The sequence below is a fragment of the Anaerotignum propionicum genome (genome assembly GCF_024461735.1).
GTDB lineage: Bacteria > Bacillota > Clostridia > Lachnospirales > Anaerotignaceae > Chakrabartyella.
The window spans coordinates 130,857-155,455 of the sequence record NZ_JANGAD010000005.1 but is presented as its reverse complement, the minus strand read 5'-3'; the positions used below and the strand labels follow the sequence as shown (position 1 = coordinate 155,455).

18 protein-coding genes are annotated in these 24,599 nt (G+C 40.3%); 4 read left to right on the top strand and 14 right to left on the bottom strand.

From position 1 onward, the window contains the following. Positions 1–87: 87 nt before the first annotated feature. A complete protein-coding gene (locus NE558_RS08490) occupies positions 88–702 on the bottom strand; it encodes a peptidase E (protein WP_256149588.1) in 615 nt (204 codons plus the stop codon). Positions 703–809: 107 nt separating this feature from the next. Between NE558_RS08490 and NE558_RS08485 the strand changes: the two genes are divergently transcribed. Further along, positions 810–1,751 carry a helix-turn-helix transcriptional regulator gene (locus NE558_RS08485; RefSeq protein WP_256149587.1) on the top strand — a complete coding sequence of 314 codons (942 nt, stop codon included), beginning with the start codon at positions 810–812 and terminating at the stop codon, positions 1,749–1,751. A 401-nt stretch (positions 1,752–2,152) separates the two neighbouring features. Here the strand turns inward: NE558_RS08485 and NE558_RS08480 are convergent, their stop codons facing one another. Both NE558_RS08480 and NE558_RS08475 read right to left on the bottom strand, forming a co-directional pair. Next, the gene (locus tag NE558_RS08480; RefSeq protein ID WP_256149586.1) at positions 2,153–2,671 is read right to left on the bottom strand and encodes a DUF1456 family protein; all 519 of its coding nucleotides are present in this window, start codon (positions 2,669–2,671) and stop codon (positions 2,153–2,155) included. 74 nt (positions 2,672–2,745) lie between these two features. Continuing rightward, complete coding sequence (locus NE558_RS08475) at positions 2,746–3,144, bottom strand: hypothetical protein (RefSeq protein WP_256149585.1); 399 nt, start codon at positions 3,142–3,144, stop codon at positions 2,746–2,748. A gap of 581 nt (positions 3,145–3,725) precedes the next feature. On the opposite strand from NE558_RS08475, the gene NE558_RS08470 reads away from it, so the two are divergent. Continuing rightward, positions 3,726–4,385, top strand: a complete 660-nt coding sequence (locus tag NE558_RS08470; RefSeq protein WP_256149584.1) for a helix-turn-helix domain-containing protein — start codon at positions 3,726–3,728, stop codon at positions 4,383–4,385. Positions 4,386–4,691: 306 nt separating this feature from the next. Here NE558_RS08470 and NE558_RS14605 read toward each other — a convergent pair whose 3' ends face one another. From NE558_RS14605 to NE558_RS08445, 5 genes are all read right to left on the bottom strand, one after another. Continuing rightward, a complete protein-coding gene (locus NE558_RS14605) occupies positions 4,692–5,978 on the bottom strand; it encodes a sensor histidine kinase (RefSeq protein WP_256149583.1) in 1,287 nt (428 codons plus the stop codon). Between the two features lie 307 nt (positions 5,979–6,285). Next, positions 6,286–6,990 carry a response regulator transcription factor gene (locus tag NE558_RS08460; RefSeq protein WP_256149582.1) on the bottom strand — a complete coding sequence of 235 codons (705 nt, stop codon included), beginning with the start codon at positions 6,988–6,990 and terminating at the stop codon, positions 6,286–6,288. A 177-nt stretch (positions 6,991–7,167) separates the two neighbouring features. After that, positions 7,168–8,409 carry a S8 family serine peptidase gene (locus tag NE558_RS08455; RefSeq protein ID WP_256149581.1) on the bottom strand — a complete coding sequence of 414 codons (1,242 nt, stop codon included), beginning with the start codon at positions 8,407–8,409 and terminating at the stop codon, positions 7,168–7,170. A 672-nt stretch (positions 8,410–9,081) separates the two neighbouring features. Next, entirely contained in the window at positions 9,082–10,041 is a 960-nt protein-coding gene (locus NE558_RS08450; RefSeq protein ID WP_256149580.1) for an alpha/beta hydrolase, read from the bottom strand. Positions 10,042–10,428: 387 nt separating this feature from the next. After that, entirely contained in the window at positions 10,429–10,578 is a 150-nt protein-coding gene (locus NE558_RS08445) for a hypothetical protein (protein ID WP_256149578.1), read from the bottom strand. A gap of 205 nt (positions 10,579–10,783) precedes the next feature. Between NE558_RS08445 and NE558_RS08440 the strand changes: the two genes are divergently transcribed. Together NE558_RS08440 and NE558_RS08435 are read left to right on the top strand one after the other, a co-directional pair. Next, positions 10,784–11,587, top strand: coding sequence for a motility protein A (locus NE558_RS08440; protein WP_256149577.1), 804 nt, complete (start codon positions 10,784–10,786; stop codon positions 11,585–11,587). Between the two features lie 31 nt (positions 11,588–11,618). Then, positions 11,619–12,386 (top strand): OmpA/MotB family protein, encoded by a 768-nt coding sequence (locus NE558_RS08435; RefSeq protein ID WP_256149576.1) that lies wholly within the window; start codon positions 11,619–11,621, stop codon positions 12,384–12,386. Between the two features lie 421 nt (positions 12,387–12,807). Here NE558_RS08435 and NE558_RS08430 read toward each other — a convergent pair whose 3' ends face one another. The 6 genes from NE558_RS08430 to nifH form a co-directional block, all read right to left on the bottom strand. Then, entirely contained in the window at positions 12,808–13,953 is a 1,146-nt protein-coding gene (locus NE558_RS08430; RefSeq protein ID WP_256149575.1) for a Kelch repeat-containing protein, read from the bottom strand. 865 nt (positions 13,954–14,818) lie between these two features. Continuing rightward, positions 14,819–20,512: an S-layer homology domain-containing protein gene (locus NE558_RS08425; protein WP_256149574.1), complete on the bottom strand. Its 5,694-nt coding sequence runs from the start codon at positions 20,510–20,512 to the stop codon at positions 14,819–14,821. Further along, positions 20,509–20,808 carry a hypothetical protein gene (locus NE558_RS08420; protein ID WP_256149573.1) on the bottom strand — a complete coding sequence of 100 codons (300 nt, stop codon included), beginning with the start codon at positions 20,806–20,808 and terminating at the stop codon, positions 20,509–20,511. Before NE558_RS08420 ends, NE558_RS08425 begins: the two co-directional genes overlap by 4 nt. Before the next feature lie 96 nt (positions 20,809–20,904). After that, on the bottom strand, positions 20,905–22,173 hold the full coding sequence (locus NE558_RS08415; protein WP_256149572.1) for a sensor histidine kinase: 1,269 nt from the start codon (positions 22,171–22,173) through the stop codon (positions 20,905–20,907). After that, a complete protein-coding gene (locus NE558_RS08410) occupies positions 22,170–22,904 on the bottom strand; it encodes a LytR/AlgR family response regulator transcription factor (protein WP_256149570.1) in 735 nt (244 codons plus the stop codon). Before NE558_RS08410 ends, NE558_RS08415 begins: the two co-directional genes overlap by 4 nt. Before the next feature lie 832 nt (positions 22,905–23,736). Beyond that, a complete protein-coding gene (nifH, locus tag NE558_RS08400; RefSeq protein ID WP_256149569.1) occupies positions 23,737–24,588 on the bottom strand; it encodes a nitrogenase iron protein in 852 nt (283 codons plus the stop codon). Positions 24,589–24,599 lie beyond the last annotated feature (11 nt).

Here is a 24,599-nt window from a genome sequence, read left to right as displayed (position 1 = left end):
ATTTTTTTGGTGTCATATAAACATATACGTATAAGCCCGCACATTACTCTAGGGTTAGTGTGCGGGCTTTACTGATGCTATATAAAATCAATTCTTTTCAATTCTTATATTACTACCCTCAATCAAAATACAGTCATGATTGCTAATCGGCGTTAAATTCAACGAAGGTGAATAGGCATCTATGATAGCTTGGGCTATCTTTTTAAAAGGAGCACTCTCATAATGGGGTACCGGATAAATGTCTACCAACCCTAAGGCATCATAGTTCATCAAACTAGGTGCTTTCTCTACACTATCCATTGCCTTTGCGTATTCAATATTCCCTGACATAACCATTGCCCCTGCAGATTCTCCAATGTAAAGTTTACCAGCTTGTACTTCCTCTGCAATGACTTTATCTGCCCCAGTTCTTTTTAATTCTTGCAGCAAGAAGAATGAATTACCACCTGTGATATAGATAAAATCATTGTTGGTAAGTTTTGCTTTTATTTCATTCCCATTTGCGGTAGATATGTCTAGAGTATCTACAATAAGGCCTAATTTTTCAAGTGCTTTTTTACCTGAATTAACGTAAAATTTGATTTTTTCCACTGTGCTTGCAGTTGGTATAAAAGTCACTGTTTTCCCCTCTAAATTTGATTCAAATTTTGCAAATATATTTGCTACATCTTTAAATGACGATGCCAAAAACATTTTTTTCATATTTTTAATTTTCTCCTTTTCATTTCATTTGATTTGATTATACTATACTATAAAAAGGTATCATATTGTGATACCTTTTTCCAATAACATAAATGTAGGAGGAGTCTATGAATAAATCAGAACGGCTAAATGATATGATGCTTTATCTAAATGATAAAAATTCATTTAATCTAAAAGATATCATGAAAAAATATTCTATTTCAAAGAGTACAGCTCTTAGAGACATACAGTCATTAGAAGAAATCGGCATGCCGATCTTTTCGCAGCTCGGCAGAAATGGGTGCTATGGCATCCTTCAAAATAGGCTTCTATCCCCCATTGTATTTAACCTTGATGAGGTGCTTGCACTTTATTTTTCCATGCTAACATTAAAAGATTATGAATCCACACCATTCCATCTAAGTGTAGAGAAATTAAAGGAAAAGTTTGAAAACTGCCTTTCTCCGGAAAAAATTGAAATGTTGCGGAAAACAGAAAAAGTCTTTCGTTTAGGCTCTGTTCCGCAGATTAATCATTGTGACTTTTTGAAGGTTATTTTGCAGTATGCCATAGAAGAGAAGGTTTGTGAAGTGAACTATCGAAAAAAAGACTTAGAAAAATGCTATATCATGCAATTTTTCCATATTTCCGCATCTTTCGGTCAATGGTATGCTACTGGTTATAATTTCGAAACAGAGAGCACGCAGGTATTACGGTGCGACAAAGTAGTTACCATAAAGGAAAATAAACAATACCATCCAAAACCGTTTACAGACTTTAAAAAATCCTCTGATACACTATATAAAACTGCTACTGCTACAGATTTTCAGGTTTCGGTAGACAGTAAGGGTGTAGACCTATTCCAAAAAGAACACTATCCCTCTATGCGAATTGATTTTGAAAATGGGCAATATTATATTCGTGGATTTTACAATAAAGGAGAGGAAAACTTTATTGCAAGCTATTTTATTAGATATGGCAAAAGTATTCTATCAGTGCAACCTGAAGAATTATCCAAAATAATACTTGCAAAACTTGACCAGTTGCATCTGCATTTTGAAATGTTGTAGCTGAAACCATACAATTATGCAACCACTTTAGAAACCCCTAAATTACTACTACTAAAGCTGAAAGGTTGGTAACCTCTCCATTTATGGCTTGGTTGCCCACTTTCTATTCCACCATCACAATCCTGTATTATTCAAAGAATCCTTGCTTAAAGATGGGAAAAGGTTGGGCTTTTAGTCTATATTGCCCTATCTACACTAATCAAGGGATTGTCATTTCGCATAAATCTGTGATAAATATTTTTGCACTCGAAGGCAAGTCATGAAACAAAATCACGAGCTGGATAAGGTGATAAGCTGAAATGCTTGTTATCTTATCCAGCTTTTTAGTTTAAAAAAGAAGGAAATATGGATTTATTAAATGGAACTATACCTTAACTAAAAACCCGACTTTGTATAAACACCTATCTCCTATTTTTTAAAGCTAAACCTTTTAGGAAATTCCTAGCATATTTATCACCGCACTCTTTATAATGCTTATGCCCTTCTTTTCTAAATAAAGCACTTAGTTCCCCTTTTGTTACATTAATTCCTGCTTCGTTAAATATATCAAGCATATCTTCACTAGTTAATGACAGGGCTATTTTTAATTTCTTAAGCACAATATTATTAATATTTTGCTTGTTTTTTATAGACAAAACTGGTTTTGCAGGTTGATCTGAATTTTGATCTTTTTTACCTCTTTTGAATATAATCAGCCCATTTAAAAACGACTCTAATTCGTCATTCGAGCATATTCTATTTTCTTCTATATCATCAAGAGCTTCGTCTTCTAAACTATCTCTGTCTTTAGATTTAATTAGCATTTTTCGTACTTCTTCTATTGTTAGATCAACACCATCAATATGAAATATTTTCACTATATCTGAGTCCTTTATATCTAGTGCATATCTTAACCTAATTAGTATATCATTATTATCCATTTATAAACTCTCCTTCTTAGTTAACGTAAACCTTTTTCACTAGCAAATCTTTTTCGGTAATAATCCTGAGAAAATCAAATACTTTTACAATCTTTTAATGCTTGCATCCATTTTTCTGTCTTTACATAATTACCACTTACATTTTCAATCGTAAAATTTTCAAAACCAGCTATTTTTTTTCTTGTTTCTCGTGCCATTTTCAAAACGTCTATATTTTTTGTTTTCAACGTTCCTCTAATCGATTCATATAACGCCGTGTCATTAACAACAACTACTACCTCTTTGCTAATATATTTTTTTAACTTATTAAGTACCGTTCTCATAGCAACTTGTCCTACAATTGCTGGCTTGACATAGTCCATACTCACGGATTTCTTGCATATTAGTTCTAGATCGTCATAAATACTATATTGAATTTCTATATCCTCACCCTCATATAAGGATGCAATCCCTGCTAAATAGACTTTAATCATTAGAAACCTCCGTAATTTTTTATTCCAATTTATGATTTTTTACAACCTTGTTGCTTTTTACTTTAAACATTTATCTTAATTGCATTCTGCAAATAAATCAAATAAAACTTATTAAAAGTATAAATTATGTAAAAATATATAAATAATATTTTCCGTTTTTCTACGCTTATCTTATGGAATTTTCAGCTAAAAAATTAACTTTTCATTGCCATAACAACACGATCTTTTATTGCACTCTAGTCATCTTTGCGCAGAAATAAGTCTGTAAATTTCAAAACTTCTTCTATGTTTTATTTCACCATTTCATTTTCAAACATCTTTAAAGCCATTCTCACATAAATGACTAAATAATTTTGTTATCTTAAATCCTTATCTGTATGATACAATGAATGATATTATTATTCTCATAATTGTGAAGCCTATTACTGTGGTTTTTTATGAAAAATAACAAATGCTGAGTTAGATAAACTTGAATTTGCAGCATTGTTATGATAAGTGACAGTGAGGTCACGGTGTGTGTATGGACTAATCCGGTCTTTAGCTGTATGCTTTTGAAAAACGTTTAGAAAAGAAGATCTAGTATGACATTAGGCGAAAAAATAAAATGTTTAAGAACTGAAAAAGGAATTACACAAGAATCACTGGCAGAAGAAATAAATGTATCTCGTTCTGCTATTGCAAAGTGGGAAACAAATAGTGGTGTTCCAGAAGTAAGTAATCTTATATTGATATCAAAAGTTTTTGATGTAAGTGTTGACGAGCTGATAGATGAATCAAGAACGATTGGCAAAACAGATGTTAAGAATGAAATAATATTAGATTGTAGGGAGTATGCAGGCAACTATTATGAAATCGAACTCGATGGGTGGAGTGACGGGGTAGCAGATGTTCTTATTATTAATGAGGATAAAGATTTTCTATTTTATCAAAGACCGTTTAATAAAAAAAATGTGTTCGGCCTGATTGGAAAAAAATGTATTACAACGTTAACAGCGACAAGACAATCTGATATTGCACTAGAAGATATTAAGATAATAAATAAAGACTATTTTTGTAATAGACATGTATTCATTGAATTAGCTTCAAAAGAAGGTTTCATTAAAGGATTTTTTGACTTTCGCAATGATGATTATCTAGATGTTGTCATTCAGTCATTTACTGAGTCAAAAGCTCTATTAAAGTTTGGAAAAGGAATAGATATTAACACCATCTCTAAAATTGAAGAATTAGAGGAAGTGTGATAAATTTGGTAGTATCCAGGGTATTCATAATGAGTTGAAAGCCGCCTTTGTCTTCCACTTACTGCGTCATACCCACGCAACCGACATAACGGTATCCCGAAGGGTAGATTTATTTGGAAAGGCGGCTTCCATTTGGCAACATCTCAAAAAAGGGTAGCCAAATGGTTGTCACTACCGCCGTTACCAGTATATCAAACCGCGTAAGACCTTATTATGAAAGATAATAAGCATAAAATTTCCACATGCCTTGAAGCGATATTAATGATGACGTCAGAGTGCACTGGTTCTTTGGCGGTGGATAACTTTTCAATCATTTAAAATATTATTTACTACCATAGGAAATTGAATAGTTACTTTAAACATATCCCCATCAATATCAATTTTAAATTCACCATCACATACTTCTGAATATGTTTTCGCAATCGCAAGCCCAAGTCCATTACCTCCATCACATCTTGATTCATCTCCCCGGACAAATCTTCCGATAATTTCCTCAGGTGAAAAATCAATTTCATATGCGGAGGTATTTTGGATGCAAAAAACTGCATTCCCAGACTCTAAATATGTTCTAATATAGATTCTACTACCTATCAAAGAATATTTTAACGCGTTACTTATCAGATTTTGGCAAACAAGATATAATTTTGCTCCATCACCATAAATCTCTAAATATTCCTTTGAATAAACGGTTTTTATATCGAATCCAGAATTTGCAATAATATCCTCCATATCTGCCATTGTTTGCATAATCAATTTATTCAAATTCAGTTTTGTTTTATCAAACTTCATATTCCCACTGGAGGCCTTGGATAGTTCAAACACTGCATTGATCATATCACGCAAATTCTCTGCCTTTTTGTTAAGCTCTTTAACATAATGCCTGTCTTCACTGCTTAAATAATCCTTTGTAGCTAATAAGTCAATGTAGCCTATCATAGAAGTAAGAGGTGTTTTCAAATCATGAGAAATGTTCGTTATTAGATCCACCTTGAGCTTCTCATTCTTCATTTGCTGCTGCATGCTGTTATATAGATTAATAGAAATGTTCTTTATCTCTTCACCGGTCTCATATAGATATGAATTCCTAGAGATATTATTTTCAATTTGTTTTTGTCCTTGTTTGATTTTGTGAATTTCATCAACCAGGGAACGAATGTCCTTTGCCTTTATCTCCACTTTACATTTCCACAATATCAACAAAGTTTCAAGCAATAATGGTATTACTAGAAGAATCACTAGGTTAAATAGTAAAACAGAATTTTTTCTGGTAATAATCATAATGCATGCTATGTTTTCATACAGGATAATTCCCAGCTGAAGGAACAAAAAGAAAATATCATTAAAATACATTTGCCTTAAGGAACTTATCCTATTTCTCTTATAGTGCTGAAAAAGCTTTACAACTAAGCTATCTTCCTTCCAGTGCCCTCCTTTTGTTTTTACAGTGATCGCTGTAATGATCCATAAATATCCACTGCTAATCAGTATATTTTGAATAAATGTGATTACAGTTTCCCTGATTATATCACCATAAGTTTCCCAAAACTCATAGACCCCTTCGAAATATACTTCTTTAAATTGAAACGCAAACACTTGCTCATAACGATATAAATAAATGATAAATAAAGTATACAAAAAAAAGAGCATTACCGCTAATTCTGATGGTATTTTTCTGAAATAAGAAGCCTTGCCAATCTCCGTATGGTTTATAAAGCAAAGTAAGAAAAACAGCATAAGTATCTGGAGTAATATTACAATACCAGTAAATATGCTTGGATATCTCCCCATATAGGCATATTCTTCATATATACCAAAACACATACTGCTTTTCATACTGCTTATAACTGCCCAGAAAGTACCATAAAGAATTACGTTAATACAAAAGAGTAGATGATACCGTCTATATTTTTTCAATTTTGTATCCAATTCCCCACACCACCTTCAAGTATTTCGGCTTCTTTGGATCGGTCTCTATCTTCTCACGAATCCGACGTATATGTATCATAACTGTATTCTCAACACTGTAGGCATCCTCATCATTCCATACACTTTGATATATCTGTTCTGCTGAAAAAACTCTTCCGGCATTCTCCATCAATAAATCCATAATTTTATATTCTGTCGCCGTAAGCCTACATACCGTTCCATTAACTTTTATCTGCTTACTATATCGATTAAGTTCAAGTAAACCGTTTCGAAGGATACTATCTGCGTCTTTACTTGTGCTATTTTCAAGAAGAAAACACCTTCTGATTTGCGCCTTTACTCTAGCAAGTAATACTGGTGTATTAAACGGTTTCTCTATATAGTCATCCGCTCCTAGCTCTAAGCCAGAAACAATATCACTCTCCTCTGTCTTCGCTGATAATATAATAATGGGAATGTTTTTCTTCTCCCTTATTTTCAGCATTGCAGTCAATCCATTCATTTTCGGCATCATAACATCCAGTAATATTAATTGAAGCTCCTGTTTTTGTACACACTCCAAAGCCTCAATACCATTATAAGCTTGATGTACAAGATAGCCCTCCAATTCTAAAAGTTTGGTAAGCACCTCAACAATATTTTTATCATCATCCGCCACTAATATATTAATTTGCTTCATGATTTTTACCTTTCTCTGTATTTCGGTATCATATTATTATAATCCTTAGTTATCTATATTTATAGCCTAACACAGTTTAGCAGAAAGTGGCAAAAAAAACAGAAAAACAATCAAAAATATTGCTGTAAGGCTTACCTATTGCTTCATATCATAAAAATATAATATGAATCAATCCCTTCATTTCTGCTCCTTCAGCTTTTCTATAATTTCTTGCGGATTAATGATCATATCCAGTTTGTTATTAGCAACTGCAGTATCCAGTGCGATTTTCCAGAATTCTTTATAATCAATATCCGGTTTTACCTGACACGCCAACGCATACACTCCAGCAAGATAAGGTACACTCCAGCTAAGTCCCCCCGTTTGATAGAGAGCATAATCATCTACTCCGGTTGGTGCCGCTACACAACGATTGTCCATAGGAATGCACAAATAATCTTTTTTATAAAGATCCGATTCTTCTGCCCATGAGGCTTTACCATAAACAGAAAAATCATTTGGATCTGTTAATTTGGTTTTTTCCATTCCGATGAAATTAACTCCTTTGATATCCTCTCTGTCATCCTCCAGAAGTGAAGTTGTAATAACGAATACATCTTCCTCCTTAGCTCTTTGATATGCCTTTTTCAAATCCTTATAGCCATCACTTTCTTCTTCCTCCGCACCCCAGGAGATTGAAATAACTCGAATCTTTTCCTCTTCTTTCAATGATTTATTCAAATCCAACAGCTCATTAATGTCCTTGGCAACTCTACCGGTATAGTTTTCTGTAATAAAATTTTCGGCTATATAATAAAGGCTAGCCTCCGGTGCAACCCCACAGGTATTCCCCACTGCAATGGACGCTACTGCAGCTCCGTGCATCGAAGCTGCAGAGTATGCTTTTATTAAATCATTCTCTGAATAATATTTTAATTGTTTTGTGAATTCTTTATGCTTGGTTAATAGCTCTTGATCTATGATAGCTATCCCAACGTTTTTTCCTGTTATGCCTTCTTTATGGAGATTTCTTACCCCTAATCCTGGGTCTTTGCATCTCTCCATAATATTATTCGGATTAAACCCTTCCGGTAAATTATCCGGCCATTTCGTCTTGCTGTCATAAGTAGTTAACAATAGATTCTCCAGCTCATCAGATAAATCTATCTGCGATAAGTCTGCGCTTCTGATTTCAATTTCACCATTTTCAGTATTTGGTAATTTTGATACCTTCCCCACAATCCTACCATAATTATCCTGCGATGGATGCCTTTCGATATACGGCAAAGATATTGTTTGTTTTTCCCCCGATGCGCTCTCCATAGATACTTCGCTCAGACTATTTTTCTCTGCATTTGTATCTATTTGTGAACACCCCATTGCCTGCATCATTATGGTAATTATTGATATGATGCATATTACTTTTTTTAGATTTTTCATACGAATTTATCCTTTCTTTTTATATTGTATAGAAGAGTTTTTGAAGCTTTTGCTTCTTACTATTTAAAGCTTAACAGGAAAACCCAATATTTTTTCTACATTAACCTTTCATATTTCTTTCATTTATCGTTTGTAAATTCTTAAGTTCATACTAATATCTGGGCTAATGAAAGATACTGATTTGGTTGCTGTAGCAATTAATCAAACTGAGCTATCTGACCCTCACTCTTACATACATACACGAATTAGTACGCTCAATACTTCATTTGAGGTAAGCTGAAACTTAAGCCATGAAAACAGATACTTGTAAACCACTTCTTACATCATAAAAAACACCGAAAAAAATTCAATCTGACTGCTCTGTAATATCTTTGTATGGGATTACCAATCAATACCAAGTCTCTGAGTGGGACTCAATGTATTGACTCGCAATTCTCAGAAATCCTGTAAGACGAGTAATCCTCTTATTCTTACTAAAAAAAGGACGTGAAAGTTTTCACTCTCATGTCCATAATTCTAGCCATTATCTACTGTAATTGTGAATTGTCGTTTTCCTTTACATTTTACTAGGTATATTATGCCTAGTGAAATCTGGACATTTTAACAAGCTCTTGCTATTCAGTCAATACTAATAATTACTAATGCTATTCTTTTTACCTAAGAAGTTCACTGTTATTTTAAATGTGTGGAAATAAACTCTTTTGTCATTTCGACAATTTTATCAGCATTTGTCCAATGTAAATAATGTCCTCCACTAAGAGTTTCAATCTTTTGTATAGCTGGATTTGAGATTATTTCTTCATGAAGCGGTAACCACTCATTATCTGTGTCCACTGATTCTTTAGATAAAAATAAAAGAACAGGCAAATCATTTGGATATTTTGCATCATAAAGTTCTTTTGTATTTTTATTTACCATATTCATTTCATTTATCACAGAGACATTTGCACTATTCCAAACAGTTGCCATCTCTTTTAATTTAACTTGTTCAACAGAATAATAATTGTTTTTGTTCATACCATCATCAGTACTTGGTGAAAGGTATTTAATATCCCTCAAAATTCCTAATGTGTTAAATAACGTCAAATTCGGCGACATGCTAGCATTTTTATTGATTTTTGTTTGATTTGGTACAGACTCATCAATTCCAATAATTGCTTCTACTTCATTTGGATAATTTTTTCCATAGTACATTGCATATACGCCCGATATGGAGTGGGGCATCAGTATATATGGTCCACTAATTTCTAATTCTTTTAGTGCTGATCTTATTTCATTTACAATATTTTCATTAGAACGCTCTTTTTTTGTTGTATCACTAAAACCATACCCAAAGTATTCAAGGATTACAACTTTATAATCCGCACTTAGTCTTTCCGCTAAAGGCATAAAATCCGCAATTGGTGAAGCGGTTCCTAATCCGCTTAATAACACGATTGTTTTTTCTCCTGAGCCAGTCACATAAGATTGCATATTTTTACCATCTATATTTATCGTCTGACCTATTTTATATTTATTTTTTTCAACGGATTTCAGAATGTTGTGCATTACTGCTGAAATCATTACTAATCCAACTATAATCACCAAAATCCATAGTAATACCTTACCGGTTCTTTTAAGTGTCTTTTTCATCTATTTTCCTCCATGATTTTCATTTGCATTTGATTTCAGTTTATATCCATTATGGATTCATAATCATACAAAATTTATAAGGGCTTTATTCCTACATTACGTTAGAAAAATTAAGTTATTTAACTAATCCTGCTATTAAATACACTCATTTCGATGCATCAATTTTGATAACCTATAATGATAGCAGAGATGTAATCAATGACGATAGTATTCCCAAATAAAATATAGAAATTAAAAACCCCGAATGGGCCTGGATTTAAAGCTCATGGCCTTGGCAAGCGGAACAAAATTTTCTATTGGCAAAAAGAGGTGTATGTAAATGTGGATTTATCTAAAAAATTAGAGTTTCCAGTTAAGATTGAAAACCTGACGCAAAATTAGCAAAAATCATGATCGAACAATATGGAGGAGCAGACGGCAAACTTGCGGTACATCAGACAAACATTCACCATGGTGATACTCCAAGCAAAGGCAACTGCTAATGACATCGGGACTGAAGAATCTGCACATATCTATTATCATATGCCTTCTATCCATCCTTTCATTTCCCCCTTCCCCAGACTTAAGATTTAGTTATTCTTTCTAAAAATCAAATAATTCTATTGCTTTTCTTAAATAAATTGACACTATTCTCTTTTTTTGCTATTCTTAATTTAGAGAATTTGTTCGACAAACAATCTTATTTTCCTTCAAGTTCTCCTTATCTTTTCATTTTGTTTCCACTATAAAGAGGTGTAGCTTTTTGGATATTTTTCTTATTATAGGTATTGTATGTGCATTTGGCTCGATTATTTTTGGGTATATCCTAGAAGGTGGGCATCTTAGTAGCCTTTTTCTTTTAAGTCCAAGCATCATAGTAATTGGAGGAACTATCAGTGCCGTCATCATTACGAATAAAATATCTGATGTAATAAGTGCTTTAAAAGCACTTAAAGCAACCTTTACCAATGCAGAAGTAAAGGCACCAGATCAACTGATCGCCTTACTTACAGAGGTGGCACAAACCTGCCGAACTGAAGGACTGCTTGCTATGGAAAAACTCCTAGATAACCCTGAAGTCAACAAGCCAAATAATCTAACTTTAAAGTTGGGTATGATTATGGCACTGGAAATGAAATCCACTGATGAGATTGAAGAAGCTCTCTATGCGGATGTGAATGCCTTTGTTGCACAACGACAGCTAGACATTGGCGTTTGGAGTGCCGCAGGAGGCTATTCCCCCACCTTTGGTATCATAGGTACCGTTATGGGATTGGTGCACGTGTTAGGAAACATGGAGGATCCTGACAAGCTTGTTGTTGCCATTGGTGCAGCATTTATCGCTACACTCTACGGTGTTGTTTTTGCAAACCTTCTATATCTTCCTTTTGCAGGCCGTATCAAAGGTCTTTTAAAGAGAGAGCAGATTCTAAAAGAAATGATGATTTCTGGTATTTGTATGATCGTAAATGGGGAACCCCCTCGTGTTATCGAAAATAAACTGTCTATATACTATCAAGCCTTTCCCGGTGGGCTTAAAAAATATAAAGCAGGTATTGAAAAATAGCATTTCTTCTCTTAATACTGGAGGAATTTAGTTGAAAAAAAGAAATCATTCTTCTCATGAGGAAGAAGAAAATTCGGAGCGTTGGCTCTTAACCTATGCGGATATGATTACACTGTTGCTGGCCCTTTTCATTATTCTATATGCAATCAGCAATGTAAATGCTCAGAAGTTTCAAGAAATTGCAGATGCAGCCAGTCAGGCGTACAGTCCCTCTCAAGATGCATCTCCTAAAAATCAAGCTCCATCTGAAAAGACGACAGCGAATGGTGAAGCAGATGAGGTACAACTACAAGAAGTATACAATATGATATCCTCATATATAGACGAACATAGCTTGGATGCCAGCCTTTCTATTGAAGTAACTGATAACTATGTAAGAATTCAGGTAAAAGACAATCTAATGTTTCAGCCAAATACAGCAAATTTGTATCCTAAAAGTCTTGCTGTTATAAATGATCTTGCAACCATGGTATCTCTAATCTATGATCAGGCAGATTATATTACGTTTAGCGGACATATCGCCGATGTAGGAGATCATTCCTTGCAGGATGACTTGGCATCATGGAGATTGTCAACAGAAAGAGCATTAACTGTACTGACAGAGTTTGTAAATCATGGCATTCAGCAAGATAAGCTCTCCATACAAGGGTTTTCTTACTTTTCGCCTGTAGATACTTCTGGAACAGAAGAAGGTCTTGCTCGAAATCGACGTGTGGATATTACCATCTATAAATATCCTGATCCAAGCACTACTGACATTGAGCATGATGTATTAGAAAATAGCACTGGTTCTCACTAGTCTTAAATTCTATATAATATGAACTTATTCATTTTCCTTTGGGGATAAGTAGATAACTTTCACAACACTGTTTTATTACTGGTAGAAAAATACATAACAAGTAAAAGCAGCAGAAACCATCCCATGGTATCTACTGCTTTTTATATTTTCTTTAGAAGAACAGTCTTACCTTCTAGATTTTATACGAATATAAATTTATTTTGCCATGCTATAATACATAAGGAAAGCTTATAATTATTTTTGTGAGAGATAATTTTTTTATGTAATAAATGTGAATTGTTTTATGAACCTTCTTGAAGAAGATTACCAAACAAAACCTACTGGCCAATATGGAACTTTATATAAACCAGAAACCCCATGTTTATTTGTAATTTTTTGAGCACTATATATATCACTTATTTTAAAAAAAGATTATTCAGAATTATTTTGTTGTACTAATAGGAACGGTATAGGATTCCATAGCGGTTACATTCATTCCCCCAATGGCGTAAATTACATTATTAATTACTTTTGTTTGAAAAAATGTCCTTTCTTTTTTCATTGATGGAAGAGTTGTCCATCTATTTGTAGATGTATCAAAAGCCTCTGCCGACAATAAATTATTATCAGGGCCAAACGGTCCAGCACCACCAATTGCATAGATCTTATTGTCAATGACCTCAGTTTGAAAAACATGTCGAGCTGTGGACATATCCGAAAGAGTCGTCCATTTATTCACAGATGGATCATAAACCTCAGTTGATGATAGTACCTTACCTAGATACTCTCCAACCTTTACGTTCCAACCACCAATAGTATATATTTTGCCGTCAACGACTTCTGTTTGAAAAAAACATCTTGAAGCCAGTGTCTTCCATTGATCGGTAGCAGGATCATATACCTCTACTACTGAAAGTGAATCCATATGGGAAATAGTACCAGCTACGAGGGGGCCACTATATCCTCCAATGGCATATATTTTTCCATCAATAACTTCTGTTTGAAATCCCTGACGAGACGTTGGCATAGGTGCTAAAATAGTCCATATATCAGTAGATGGATCATAAACCTCTGTTATTGGTGTCCTAGTCCCATCAGGAATAACCCCAAAAACATAGATTTTACCATCAACAACTTCGGTCTGAAATCCATATAAATCTGATAGGACTTTCGGCATAGATGCCTTCTTTCCCCAAGTATTTGTTGTAGGATCATAAACTTCTGTAGACGCTACAAGCTCCCAAGTTCCCAGCTTACTGCCTCCAATGACATAAAGTTTACCATCTAATACTGCTGTTTGGAATTTCTCCCGAGCTGTTGGCATAGAAGCTAGATTGGTCCATGTATTTGTAAAAGGTTCGTAAACTTCTATGTGTGCAAATTTTTTTGTGTAATCGATGTTCCAACTACCTCCGGTAGTGTAGATTTTACCATCAATTACTTCCGATTGAAATGTAAATCTTTCTGTAGGTATAGATGCCAGTTCTATCCAGCTTGTTTTTTCCTCATTAGCATATACATTTGTAATCGGCAAGAATAGCACAGATACTACTACAAAACTCAAGATTTTAACCATTATTTTCTTCATCATTAAATCCCTTTCGTGTATTTGTCTGTAGAATTGTCAATACTAGTATATAACACTTCCTATATTTTGTAAATTATTGGAATCCCACCACACCAATTGTTAATCACATTCAAATACATTTTGTAATGACATTTGCCTTTACACTTACAATTCTATCTAAAAAAGTCAAATTACCTATGGCATCATTTACATTTTCAATGGCTTTTCTTGCATTATGATATACAGGTCTATCTTGAGCAGTGGTACTTGCATTTTCAATTTACATTCCATTCCCCTACCCCAATTCCTGCTCATATTTCAACAGGAGAAATAAGCATGTAAAAACATTCTGAAATAAATATATGAATCTTCTGTAGTGAGGAACAAACCTTGAACCTCATCTACCCCACTGAATTCAACATCTTTGGCTAATGAATTGGAAAACACTTTATTTAATTCATCGATTACTGTAATTACGTAGTTCTGTATAGAACTGCAAAAATGCAACCCAAATGGGTTGCATTTTAAAAAAGAAACTTTATTGGGTTACATAAGATAAAAGTTTGATATTTTAAATTTCAGCTAGTTTACATTTGTTGTGATTGGTTCTGTGTTACTATAATAGAAATATATTTATCAAGCTGAACCTCTTCTAAATCTCCAAGCATATTAATAAAATCATCTAGAATACCGAAGCATATTTATTTAACGCATTATTATAGTCCAGTCAGTTTTCTTTGGCTATGGAAATTGGCTGCTTCCAACCGCTTGCGAAAGCGACAACATGCTCATGCTGTCAAAGCGGTAGACCTTTCCATTAATGGTCTGCACACTGTAAGAGCCAATCGTCTTTAAAGTACATTCACTGGCCGGAATCATTTTTCACTCAGCCCTGTGCTGTATCACTGAAAACCGTAAGCTCCACAAAGCGCCGCAGCACTGCCGAAACCTCGGCGCGGGTAGCTGTTCCCTGAGGATCATAGAAATTGTTGTTTTTCCCCAGAATGATGCCTGCCATCTGGATGCGCTTTACAGACGGAGCCGCCCATGCACCAATCTTGGCATTGTCCGCAAAGACGTTCTGTGCGTGAACCTCCGACAGTTTGAATCCGATAGCCGTAGCATATCTGTCCATAATAGCCGCCATCTGTTCACGGGTCACAAGACCGTCAGGATCAAACTTGCCGCCGCCGATGCCCACCAGAATGTTATTTTTTACGCCCCATTCGATATATCCCATGTAGTAGGCATCAACCTTTACATCGGTAAAGCTGGACTTCTTGTAGGTGCTTATGTCGGCATTTGCCAAACGTCCCAGTGCTGTTACAAACATTCCTCGTGTCATGGAGCCGTTGGGACTGAATGTGGTAGCGCTGGTGCCGGTCATAAGGCCACGGTTAGCGACAAAGAGAATATCGTCTTTTGCCCAATGTCCGTCAATATCGGTAAATTGGAAGCTGGCTTTGTAGGCTACGCCGTAAGTGGAGAAATGGCTGGTGGAAAATACCACCGTCCCACGTTTTGCATCATAGCTGGAATCGGTAAGGTAGGTTACTTTTCCCTCTACGTCCACATAGACGGCGTAAACATTGCCCGCGATTTCACCCTTTTGCAGGGTATAAGGAATCTCCACGCTGACGCTGCCGTTGCCGAAATTGGTCACGGTCTTGCCGCTACCGTAGAGTGCTTTGAGGTCATATGCGGGACGATTGCCGATGGCGGCCTTTGCATCGCCGGACAGCTTTGCATTGTCTATGCGGGTGGCGGAAAGCTGTACGTCTGCCTTTGCCTGCCGGTTGATCTCGGTTACCGCCGCAAGGTCAATGCCGATGATAAGGTCGGGTCGGTCAATAACAAGCTGAACGCTGGCAATCTTGTTGCCTATGACCTGCACCTGTGTTGTCTTGGGCAGATTTACTGTAACTGTGCTTGCATCCTTAGCGTCTGTGGTAACATGGATCACCGCCGTGATGTCGCCTGGGTTCACGCCTTTCTTTGCTGCCTCTGCCTTTGCATCTGCAATGGCATCTGTGATGTTTTTGTCGGTCAGACTGACGCTGGCGTTGCCCTTATTGTCCACCGTAGCCTTATTTTCTGTCCTGCCGGTGACCGGCTCGGTTGGCTTGGTAGACGGAGGGTTTGTAGAACCACCGCCATTGGAGCCACCATTGCCAGAGGATACCTCATTCGTTGTGACGTTAAGCGCCGTGCTTACTTTGCTGGGCAGTGTTGCGGCGGTGGCCTTAACTCGGGCCACAAAGCTGTACGTGGTGCTGCTGCTCAGGCTGGAAAATAGATTGCTGTTCTGCCAAGTCGCGCCTCCATCCTTGGAATATTCATAACCTGCCATAGCGGTCAGCGTCACGCTGTTATAGGTCTTGCTTTCCAGCGTCGGAGCGTTGGAAGTCACTGCGGTAGCAATGGTGATAATGGTGCGTTCATTTGTCGTTTCGTCCTTCTGTCGCACTTTGACAGTGCCAGCAAAAAAGGTCAGTCCGGTGGTACTGTCTGCGACACAGTCCCGCCATGTGCCGCCGCCATCCAGACTGTACTGCATATTGGCCGCCGTGCCGGTGAGCTTCCCAGCTGCAACGTCACAGCTCACGCTGGTCAAATCAAGAGAACTGTGGGCAGTCCACGCTGCGTTGAGCACCGGGTAGCCACCGTTTGTGGGGGTGGCGCTGTCGGCTTGCCATGTGTTGTAGTCTGCACTTGCTTTAGCGTTAACCCATCCGTTCAGGGCGTTCAGCAGGGTATCGGCATCGTTTTCGAGAGTTTGCGCCCACACAAACTGGTCTGCCGTCCCCGCCGTCAGTGTGCCGCAGTTGTCCAATAAAGTGCCGCAGTTTGAAATAATGGCATCCCATTGGCTGCCGATACCCTTTCCAACCGAGCTTGTCAAATAGTAACACTTGTAGATGTGGCTGGAGGTGAATACGCCGCCCGCGATGCCACCGAGGAAGGCAGTGGCGCCAAACTTGCCGGCAGCCGAGATCGTGCCGATGCTATAGCAGTTCTGGATGGTGCTGCTCTCGTCTGCAAAACCGGCAATGCCGCCGGAGTAGTTGTCGTTCCCACCATCATTGGTAGTGCTTACGCCGCCGGTGTTATAGCAATTGGTGACGTAGCAGTTGTTCGTGATTTTGCCGGCAATGCCGCCCGCGCAGATGAAGCTAACATTACAGGAGGCGTTTACCGTGCCGGTGTTATAGCAGTTGGCAATCGTGGAACCATCGGCAAGACCCGCGATGCCGCCGGCGAAAGCGGAAGCTGAGGTGCTTACGCCGCTTACCGTGCCGCCAACCAGCCCGACGTTCTTGATCGTGGCGCCGGATATACTGCCAAACAATCCGGCGTATTGTCCGTTCAAATTGACCGTCAGCCCTGTGATCGTATTTCTCTGCCCGTCAAAAGTTCCGGTGAATTTATTTGAGCCGTCACCCACCGGCGTCCACTGGAAACCGGAAACGTCGATGCTGCTTACGAGCTTGACGGTGTAGCTCAAATAGGCTGTGCCGCTTGCCGACCAGAACGCCGCGCCCTTGGCGGTTTTGATGGTGAGGGTTTGATTTGTGTCGTCCAGCACATAGTCCGTGCCGGAAGCCGCGTCCGCCGCATACATCGCCGCCGTGGGGAGATTGGCATTCACGGTATAGTTCAAGGTGTTTGAGGTGGCGGCCTTGTTGTAAGCAGTGGCGGCATACGTAGCGGTCAGGGAATACGTGCCCGTGCTGCTGGGTATCAAAGTATAGGTAGCCACGCCGCTGGAATTCAAGCTTGCCGTGCCGAGGGTCGTCGTTCCGTTCTTAAAGGTAATTGTATGATTGTTTACGCCGGCGTTTGCAAAAAAGCCCGTGAGGGTCGCAGTCAGGGTGATGGGGGTTCCCGTGTTCTGCGGACTTTCGGGCGCTGACGTCAGCGCAAGGGAGGTTGTGTTGCCGACGACGTTCAGCGTTACTGCGTTGGAGTAAGCCGTTGATGGGCTACTGTCGCTAGTGTAGTCCACATAATAGCGCAGCTTATAGGTACCCGAGGTGTCAAGCGGAATAAATCCTTCCGACCACTTTGTCCATTCGCCAAGACCATTGGGAGTCTGCCAGCCATATTCTGTAATCACTGTAAACATCTCATCATTATTCGTTATGGTTTGCTTATATTTGCTATCAAGCTCGCTCAGCGTGAGATTATGCCCCGCCGTAAAAGAGCCGGTAATGGTCAGCGGACTGATGGTGACGGGACCCACTGCAAGCTGCATCACCTGTGCACTGCCTGAGCCGCTGTTCTGAATGATGTAGCTGCTGTTATCGCTGTGGAAATAGCCGCTGTAATCGGCGGAATTTGTGCCGGTGACGCTTCCCGGGCTGCCCTTTGAAGGCGCAGTGTTCGCGGTCACACCGATGAATGCGCCGGTGGTGAGAGGCGTCCCGCTATCCACCAAAATCGTCTTGTCAGTCAGCATTACGTTGCACTCAGTGGAGGAGCCGGACACCGTGTTATCATCAATCACGGCCGTACCGCCTACCGTAAAGGTTGAACCAGAGTCAAAGTAAACACCGCCGTTTGCGCTCTGATTATCGGTGATGCTGCCGCCCAGCATGGTAAAGCTGCCGCCATACACGCCCACGCCGCCGCCCCAGTACGCTTGGTTGTCCGCGATGCTGCCGCCCGTCATGGTAAAGATGCCATCTTCATCGACATAAACACCGCCGCCACCTGTGGAGGATGCTTTGGTCTTATTGCCGCTAATATTGCCGCCCTGCATCGTGAAGCTGGCGGATGTATTGACGTCGACACAGCCGCCGTAGTAGGAATTGGGCTCATCGGGGTATTGGGAGAAACCGCCGGTGATTTTGCCTTGACTTGCAACGGTATCCGTGCTGCTATCTTTGAGGGTCAGGCTTCCGCTGACATTAATTACATTTCCGTTTGGAGTTGCCGTCGTCAACCCCCGGTCGATATCCTTGCCGTTCAGGTCAAGGATAGTGGTCTTGCCCGACGCAAAGACCAGCGCTTCAGTAATAGCTATGTCCTCCCGAAGCTGAATATATGCCTTTCCACTTGCTAAACTGTTGGCATAGCTCATGGCCTCGGTCAGCGTACCATATGTCCACGCTGTCGGTGTGGCGTCAGCGCTTCCCGCCACGCCCCATCGGGCTTGAGATGTTGGGGTGGCCGGGCTGATTTGCACGTACTTATAGGTGTTGTTCTCACCATAAACATTTCCGTCGAAGGTAACAGCAAGCGCATCGGTACCTGTTTTATCACTCGAAGCGGTCGCCGCAAGACCGGTGGCAGTCGGAACTTTGCTAAAATTGAGTGCGCAGTTGTTTCCTGTGGCGGTAACGGTGGAGGCGGAAATCGTGGTATTAACGTTGGATGCGGTTCTTATGCCATAGCTCTCGCTAGAAATACTGCTACCACCGTTGGCTGTAACGGTGGAGTTTTCAATGGAAAGAGAGCCGCCAATAACATTTATGCCATAGCTTATGTTTCTGCCACTGCTTGACAACCAGGTTCCGCCGTTGGCCGTAACGGTAGCGTTATTAATAGAAAGACCAATGGCCTCAATGCCGTTGCATATAGAGTAAGGGGCATCAGCACTGCCCGCCGTAACAGCTACCGTACAGTCTTCGATTGTCAAAACACCCCGAGCCAAAATGCCGAGGTTGTTTTTGGGGGTGGAATTCGAGGTTCTGACAGTCGAGGTGCTGATGATGGAAAGGCTGCCGCCCACCGTCGCGCTTTGAATGCTCAACTTACCATCTTGGACAACAATCCCAAAGCAATCCCCATCGACGTTTGTAACACTGCTGATGTTAATGGAGTTGCTTCCGATGAGGTTAATCTTCAGGTCACCGGAAGGCCTATAAATGGCAAATCCGTAGTTGTTCGTCCCTGTGATGGTTGCGTTGTTCATCTTAAGTGTGTTGGTAGTCGCATCATAAGTGACGATGCCGCTGATGCCGTCGCCGGCCACATTGCTTGCGTTGTCGCTGGTGACCTTGGTCGTACCCACCCATATGCCGTAGTCGGTTGCCGTCAGCGCCCTCATAAGGGGCTGTGCGTCCACTGTCACGGTGATTTTCGGCAGGTCGGTACTTACCGTATAGCCTTCAATCACTGGTGTAAATACATAATCGCCCTTGGTGTCCATGTCATATTCCGGATCAGATGTCCATTTAACCGGAATCTCCACGATTTTTTCTTCCCATTTTGGAGCAGTTGCTTTCTGTTGCTCATTCATATCTCCTTGTAGGGCAGAGCTGCTGGTTGTTGTTGCCGGATTTTCCGACGTCACACTCTCCTCTGGCTCACCCGAATCCTGCACAGGTTCCGCCGTTGTACCGCTGTCGTCAGGCACGGCCGTTTTCACTGTTGCTGTGAGGCTTTCAGGCAGCCCCAAATCCTCAATCGCTGTACCGGTTGATACTGACTTTTCTGTTTCATCAAGCGGTGCAAATGCGATAATTTCTCCGCTTGCATCGACGGAAGTATCCGCTTCCTCCGCCATGGCTGGAATCGGCAGTTGGGTCAGTATCATACACAATGCCAGTGCGAAGCTTACTAATCGTTTTTTCATTCCTTCGTCTCCTCCTGTTTTGATTGTTTTTTTGGATAATAGCACACACCCACATCCAATGCGCGGGGCTTGTCCAAATGAAAATCTGCGTAGCCGCAGTACCAGCAGGTTTCCTCTACCGCGCCGATACGAGGGGTAAAGGCCGGGCAGGATTGCCTTGGCCATACATTGCCCTCCGCGTTGGGAGCGGAAAGAACCTGATCTTCTTTATCGTCTTTGCGTCTGTTTTTTTCGTTCATAAAGAAATCGCTCCCTTCTGTTTTGTGATTTCCTGAGGGCAGGATAGCACAAAACAAAAGGAAGCGACCAAATTCTACTTAAAAGACTTGTTTTTCTACTTAATGTTTGAGAATAACCCCAAATTTTCTCTTGACAAAGGAACCAGTCTGTGCTTAGATCAGCAGCCGCACATTAAAAATACCGTTCTCCGCCCGATAGAGAAGCTCACCGCCATTTTCCCGTGCAAAAGCGCGGACGCTCTCCCCTCCCCAGCCATGCCCCTCCTCCTGAGCCAGGGGATAACCGTTTTCATCCAGCAATACCTGGCCGGAATAAGGATTTTCTACCTCCAAAATAAGCTGGCCCGTGTAGATGGTGCGGACGCAAAGAAAGCGCTCCTCTTGGGGATCGAGTTTCTCACAGGCGTGTATGGCATTTTCCATCAGGTTGGATAGCACCATAGCGAGAGCCAGCTCAGAAAAAGGCAGCTTTTCAGGGATATCCAGCCTAAGATCACAACGGATTCTCCGCCCCTCGGCCAAGGCAGCGTAGTAGCTTACGGCAGCGTTTACCGTAATATTATCACAATAACGCACCGGCTTTTGCGGTAAAGCGGCAATGTGGCGGCGAATCAGAGCGGCGGCATTTTCCACATCGCCCTTTTGCATCAGCTCCAAAAGTGTGGCGTTCAGGTGACGCTGATCGTGCTGCACAACGCGCATTTGCCCTACCGCTTCCTCCATAAGAGAAAGTCGCTGCTTCATTGTCTCGCTGGACAGCTCTAACAAGGCCTTATCCTGCTTTAGGCGGTATTCTGCGCCCACGCTTTTGAGACCGTAAAAAACCGATGCATACGCCGCCAAAGTTACAAGGATGAGCCAAAGCAGCGGCACGGTTTGGATGGTAAGGGTCTGTACGATATTATCGCTGTTGAACATGAACCACGAAAAGGCCAAGAAAGCGCTGCCTGCCACATAGAAAAACACCGCCCAATGTTCCGCCACTTGGAGGTAGAGTGGCCGCAGAACCTTGCGGAACAGCAGAATAACGACTACAAAAAGAAAAAGCCGCAATACAGTGTTTGCATATGCAGGGTAAGGTAAATATCTTGAAAAAATAAAGCTGAGTATCGTCACAATAAAGCTTACGTTTATTACAGTGATGTAAGAGAACAGCCACTGCATGAAGCTGTCACGAAAAAAAGGCCGTGCTGCAAAACACAGCAGTGCAAACAAGATTACATCAATCTTAGCAAGTAAGGTGAGGTTGCCGATGCTATAGCAAAAAATCGCTGTGGATAAATTTAAGGTAAGGATTGTAAACATAACGAGATTTGTTACTTTTCGGCTGTATTTCGGCTGCAGGAGGGAAATCAGAAGCACCACGTTCATGGCGGCGGATACGATACCCCGCAAAAGGTTTGCGAAAAAGATGTCCATCATTTCTCCTCCCTGCACAAGCGGTAGTTCAAATAAGCATTGCGCACGGCGGCATACTGTCTGGCGGAAACAGGCACAAATCCCCCATCTCGTAAATAAAAACCCTCTCGCGTTAGCTTTTCCACACGGCTCATATTGAGCGCAAAGGAAACATGAGGTGACAGAAAGCGCGCATCGCGCAGGAGGGGAGTGATATGCTCAGCAAAACCGCAGGCAAGCGTGGTCGTTTCCACCTGTTCACCATTGATAAGCGTATAGCGTACAGTGTGGTTTTTATACTCGCAGCAGGCAATTTGATCTGCGGGCAAGGTGCGAAGACCCTCCTTGATTTTCACAGTAACGGTAATTCCCCTGCCGTAATCCACCTTGGAAAAAGCCAACTCCAGTGCGGAAAACAGCGCAGGCTTTTCTACAGGTTTAATTAGATAATGCAGCGGATTGACTGCATAGGCGTCCAGTGCATAGCCTGGCTCGGTGGTGATGTAGACGATCTGTGCCTCCCGGCTGATACGGCGGATGCTCTGCCCCAACTCCAGTCCGCTGACCATGGGCATTACAATATCCAGAATGTAAATATGAAAACTCTCAGTTTCAATAGCGGTCAGCAAATGATCCGGGTGTGAAAATTCTTGAATCTCCGCTTCCTCTGAATGGGCATTGAGGTATTCTTTTATGTATTCGGTGATGATATCCAGCTCTCTCGCCTGGTCGTCACAGATAGCAATGCGCAGCATAGCGGTCACTTCCTTCCGGTTTGTTCTTTTCGTGGGTCAGAAGGCTTTTGGGAATCGGCAGGAATGGCCCATGAGCGCCCAAAACGGGAAACCCCCAAAATGCGCCCAGCTTGGCAGTATTGATGTACGCGCCGTTCTGATACGCCCCATTTAGATGACGCTTCCCGCGCTGAGATATATCCCTGCAAACTGCTCAACTACTTCACCTCCATGTGTATATAAAAATATACAATATATTATATACGAATATCCGTATGGTTTCAATAGACAAGGGTCTGCAAAATGACCCATGCCACCATCCATAGAAAAGCGGATGAAAAGCAAGCCCAACTTACCCTGCAGCTTCTTCTCTCATTCTTTCTGATAGATTGCTTCTGTTGGATTTTCAGACTACATTCTTAACATTAAATCAATTTGGAAGAAAGATTATTCACTTGAGAATTTCTCTTTCAAATTCACAGCAACAGGGATAATCTAGTAACAGTTTTATTACCTTCAACAATTTTCAACCTAACATTACCATCAGTAGATTCTTTAAGTTGAATTTCTGCTATAAGACCGTCTTCATATTGATACATATATGTACCTTGGTCTGTATCATCAGTAGAAACAGAAACCAAAAATTATATAATTGGATTTTATTTTAAAGGAGCAAAAACCGCCATATTTTTGCTCAATTTTTACCCGAGTAACTCTTAGTCCAAACAAATGGAATAATTCTATTGTCGGATCAGCCTGCGATTCCACTTTCTGGGCCATGTGCACTATCGATACATTGCTTCCTACATGATTATTTGCGTTAGAACCATTTCCATTTCTTACTGCAATCACACTATATCTCATAATCTCCAGCTAAATCCATCAGACCGTATTCTAGAAGAATCTCTTCAAGCCTTTCCTGTGTCATGGGTTTGGGTATAACAAACAGTTTGTTTTCCTCAATTTTTCTTGCCAAATTTCTGTATTCATCCGCCTGATCTGCATCTGACTTATACTCAATTACCGTTTTCCTGCGAATTTCAGCTCTTTGCACAATATTATTTCTAGGGACAAAATGAATCAGCTGTGTACCCAATTCTTTTGCAAATGCCTTTAGTAATTCAATTTCTCTATCCACATTTCTACTATTGCAAATAATGCCTCCAAGCCTGACCTCACCTTGCTTTGCATATCTTTGAATGCCTTTTGCAATGTTATTGGCTGCGTATAATGCCATCATTTCTCCACTAGCCACAATATAAATTTCTCTTGCTTTGCCCTCACGAATGGGCATGGCAAATCCTCCGCACACAACATCCCCCAGTACATCATAAAATACATAATCCAGATCCTCTGTATAGGCACCTAGACTTTCCAAAAGTCCAATAGAGGTAATAATACCACGTCCGGCACAGCCGACCCCGGGCTCAGGTCCACCGGATTCCACACATTCAATCCCATGAAAACCTTCCTTTAGAATTTGGTCAAGACTTATGTCCTCCCCCTCTGTCCTTAAGGTATCCAAAACGGTCTTCTGCGCAAGCCCCCCTAATAATAATCTGGTAGAATCGGCTTTTGGGTCACATCCAACAATCATGACCTTTTTCCCTGCCTCCGCAAGGCCTGCGGTAAGATTTTGTGTGGTTGTGGATTTTCCGATTCCGCCTTTGCCGTATATTGCAATTTGTCTTAATCCTTTTGCCATTTTATCGCTTC

What these genes read in the sequence shown, in the direction of transcription:
- NE558_RS08490 (WP_256149588.1), bottom strand. Translation starts at nt 702, where the DNA reads ATGAAAAAAATGTTTTTGGCATCGTCATTTAAAGATGTAGCAAATATA.
- NE558_RS08485 (WP_256149587.1), top strand. Translation starts at nt 810, where the DNA reads ATGAATAAATCAGAACGGCTAAATGATATGATGCTTTATCTAAATGAT.
- NE558_RS08480 (WP_256149586.1), bottom strand. Translation starts at nt 2,671, where the DNA reads ATGGATAATAATGATATACTAATTAGGTTAAGATATGCACTAGATATA.
- NE558_RS08475 (WP_256149585.1), bottom strand. Translation starts at nt 3,144, where the DNA reads ATGATTAAAGTCTATTTAGCAGGGATTGCATCCTTATATGAGGGTGAG.
- NE558_RS08470 (WP_256149584.1), top strand. Translation starts at nt 3,726, where the DNA reads ATGACATTAGGCGAAAAAATAAAATGTTTAAGAACTGAAAAAGGAATT.
- NE558_RS08460 (WP_256149582.1), bottom strand. Translation starts at nt 6,990, where the DNA reads ATGAAGCAAATTAATATATTAGTGGCGGATGATGATAAAAATATTGTT.
- NE558_RS08455 (WP_256149581.1), bottom strand. Translation starts at nt 8,409, where the DNA reads ATGAAAAATCTAAAAAAAGTAATATGCATCATATCAATAATTACCATA.
- NE558_RS08450 (WP_256149580.1), bottom strand. Translation starts at nt 10,041, where the DNA reads ATGAAAAAGACACTTAAAAGAACCGGTAAGGTATTACTATGGATTTTG.
- NE558_RS08445 (WP_256149578.1), bottom strand. Translation starts at nt 10,578, where the DNA reads ATGGATAGAAGGCATATGATAATAGATATGTGCAGATTCTTCAGTCCC.
- NE558_RS08430 (WP_256149575.1), bottom strand. Translation starts at nt 13,953, where the DNA reads ATGAAGAAAATAATGGTTAAAATCTTGAGTTTTGTAGTAGTATCTGTG.
- NE558_RS08425 (WP_256149574.1), bottom strand. Translation starts at nt 20,512, where the DNA reads ATGAAAAAACGATTAGTAAGCTTCGCACTGGCATTGTGTATGATACTG.
- NE558_RS08415 (WP_256149572.1), bottom strand. Translation starts at nt 22,173, where the DNA reads ATGATGGACATCTTTTTCGCAAACCTTTTGCGGGGTATCGTATCCGCC.
- NE558_RS08410 (WP_256149570.1), bottom strand. Translation starts at nt 22,904, where the DNA reads ATGCTGCGCATTGCTATCTGTGACGACCAGGCGAGAGAGCTGGATATC.
- nifH (WP_256149569.1), bottom strand. Translation starts at nt 24,588, where the DNA reads ATGGCAAAAGGATTAAGACAAATTGCAATATACGGCAAAGGCGGAATC.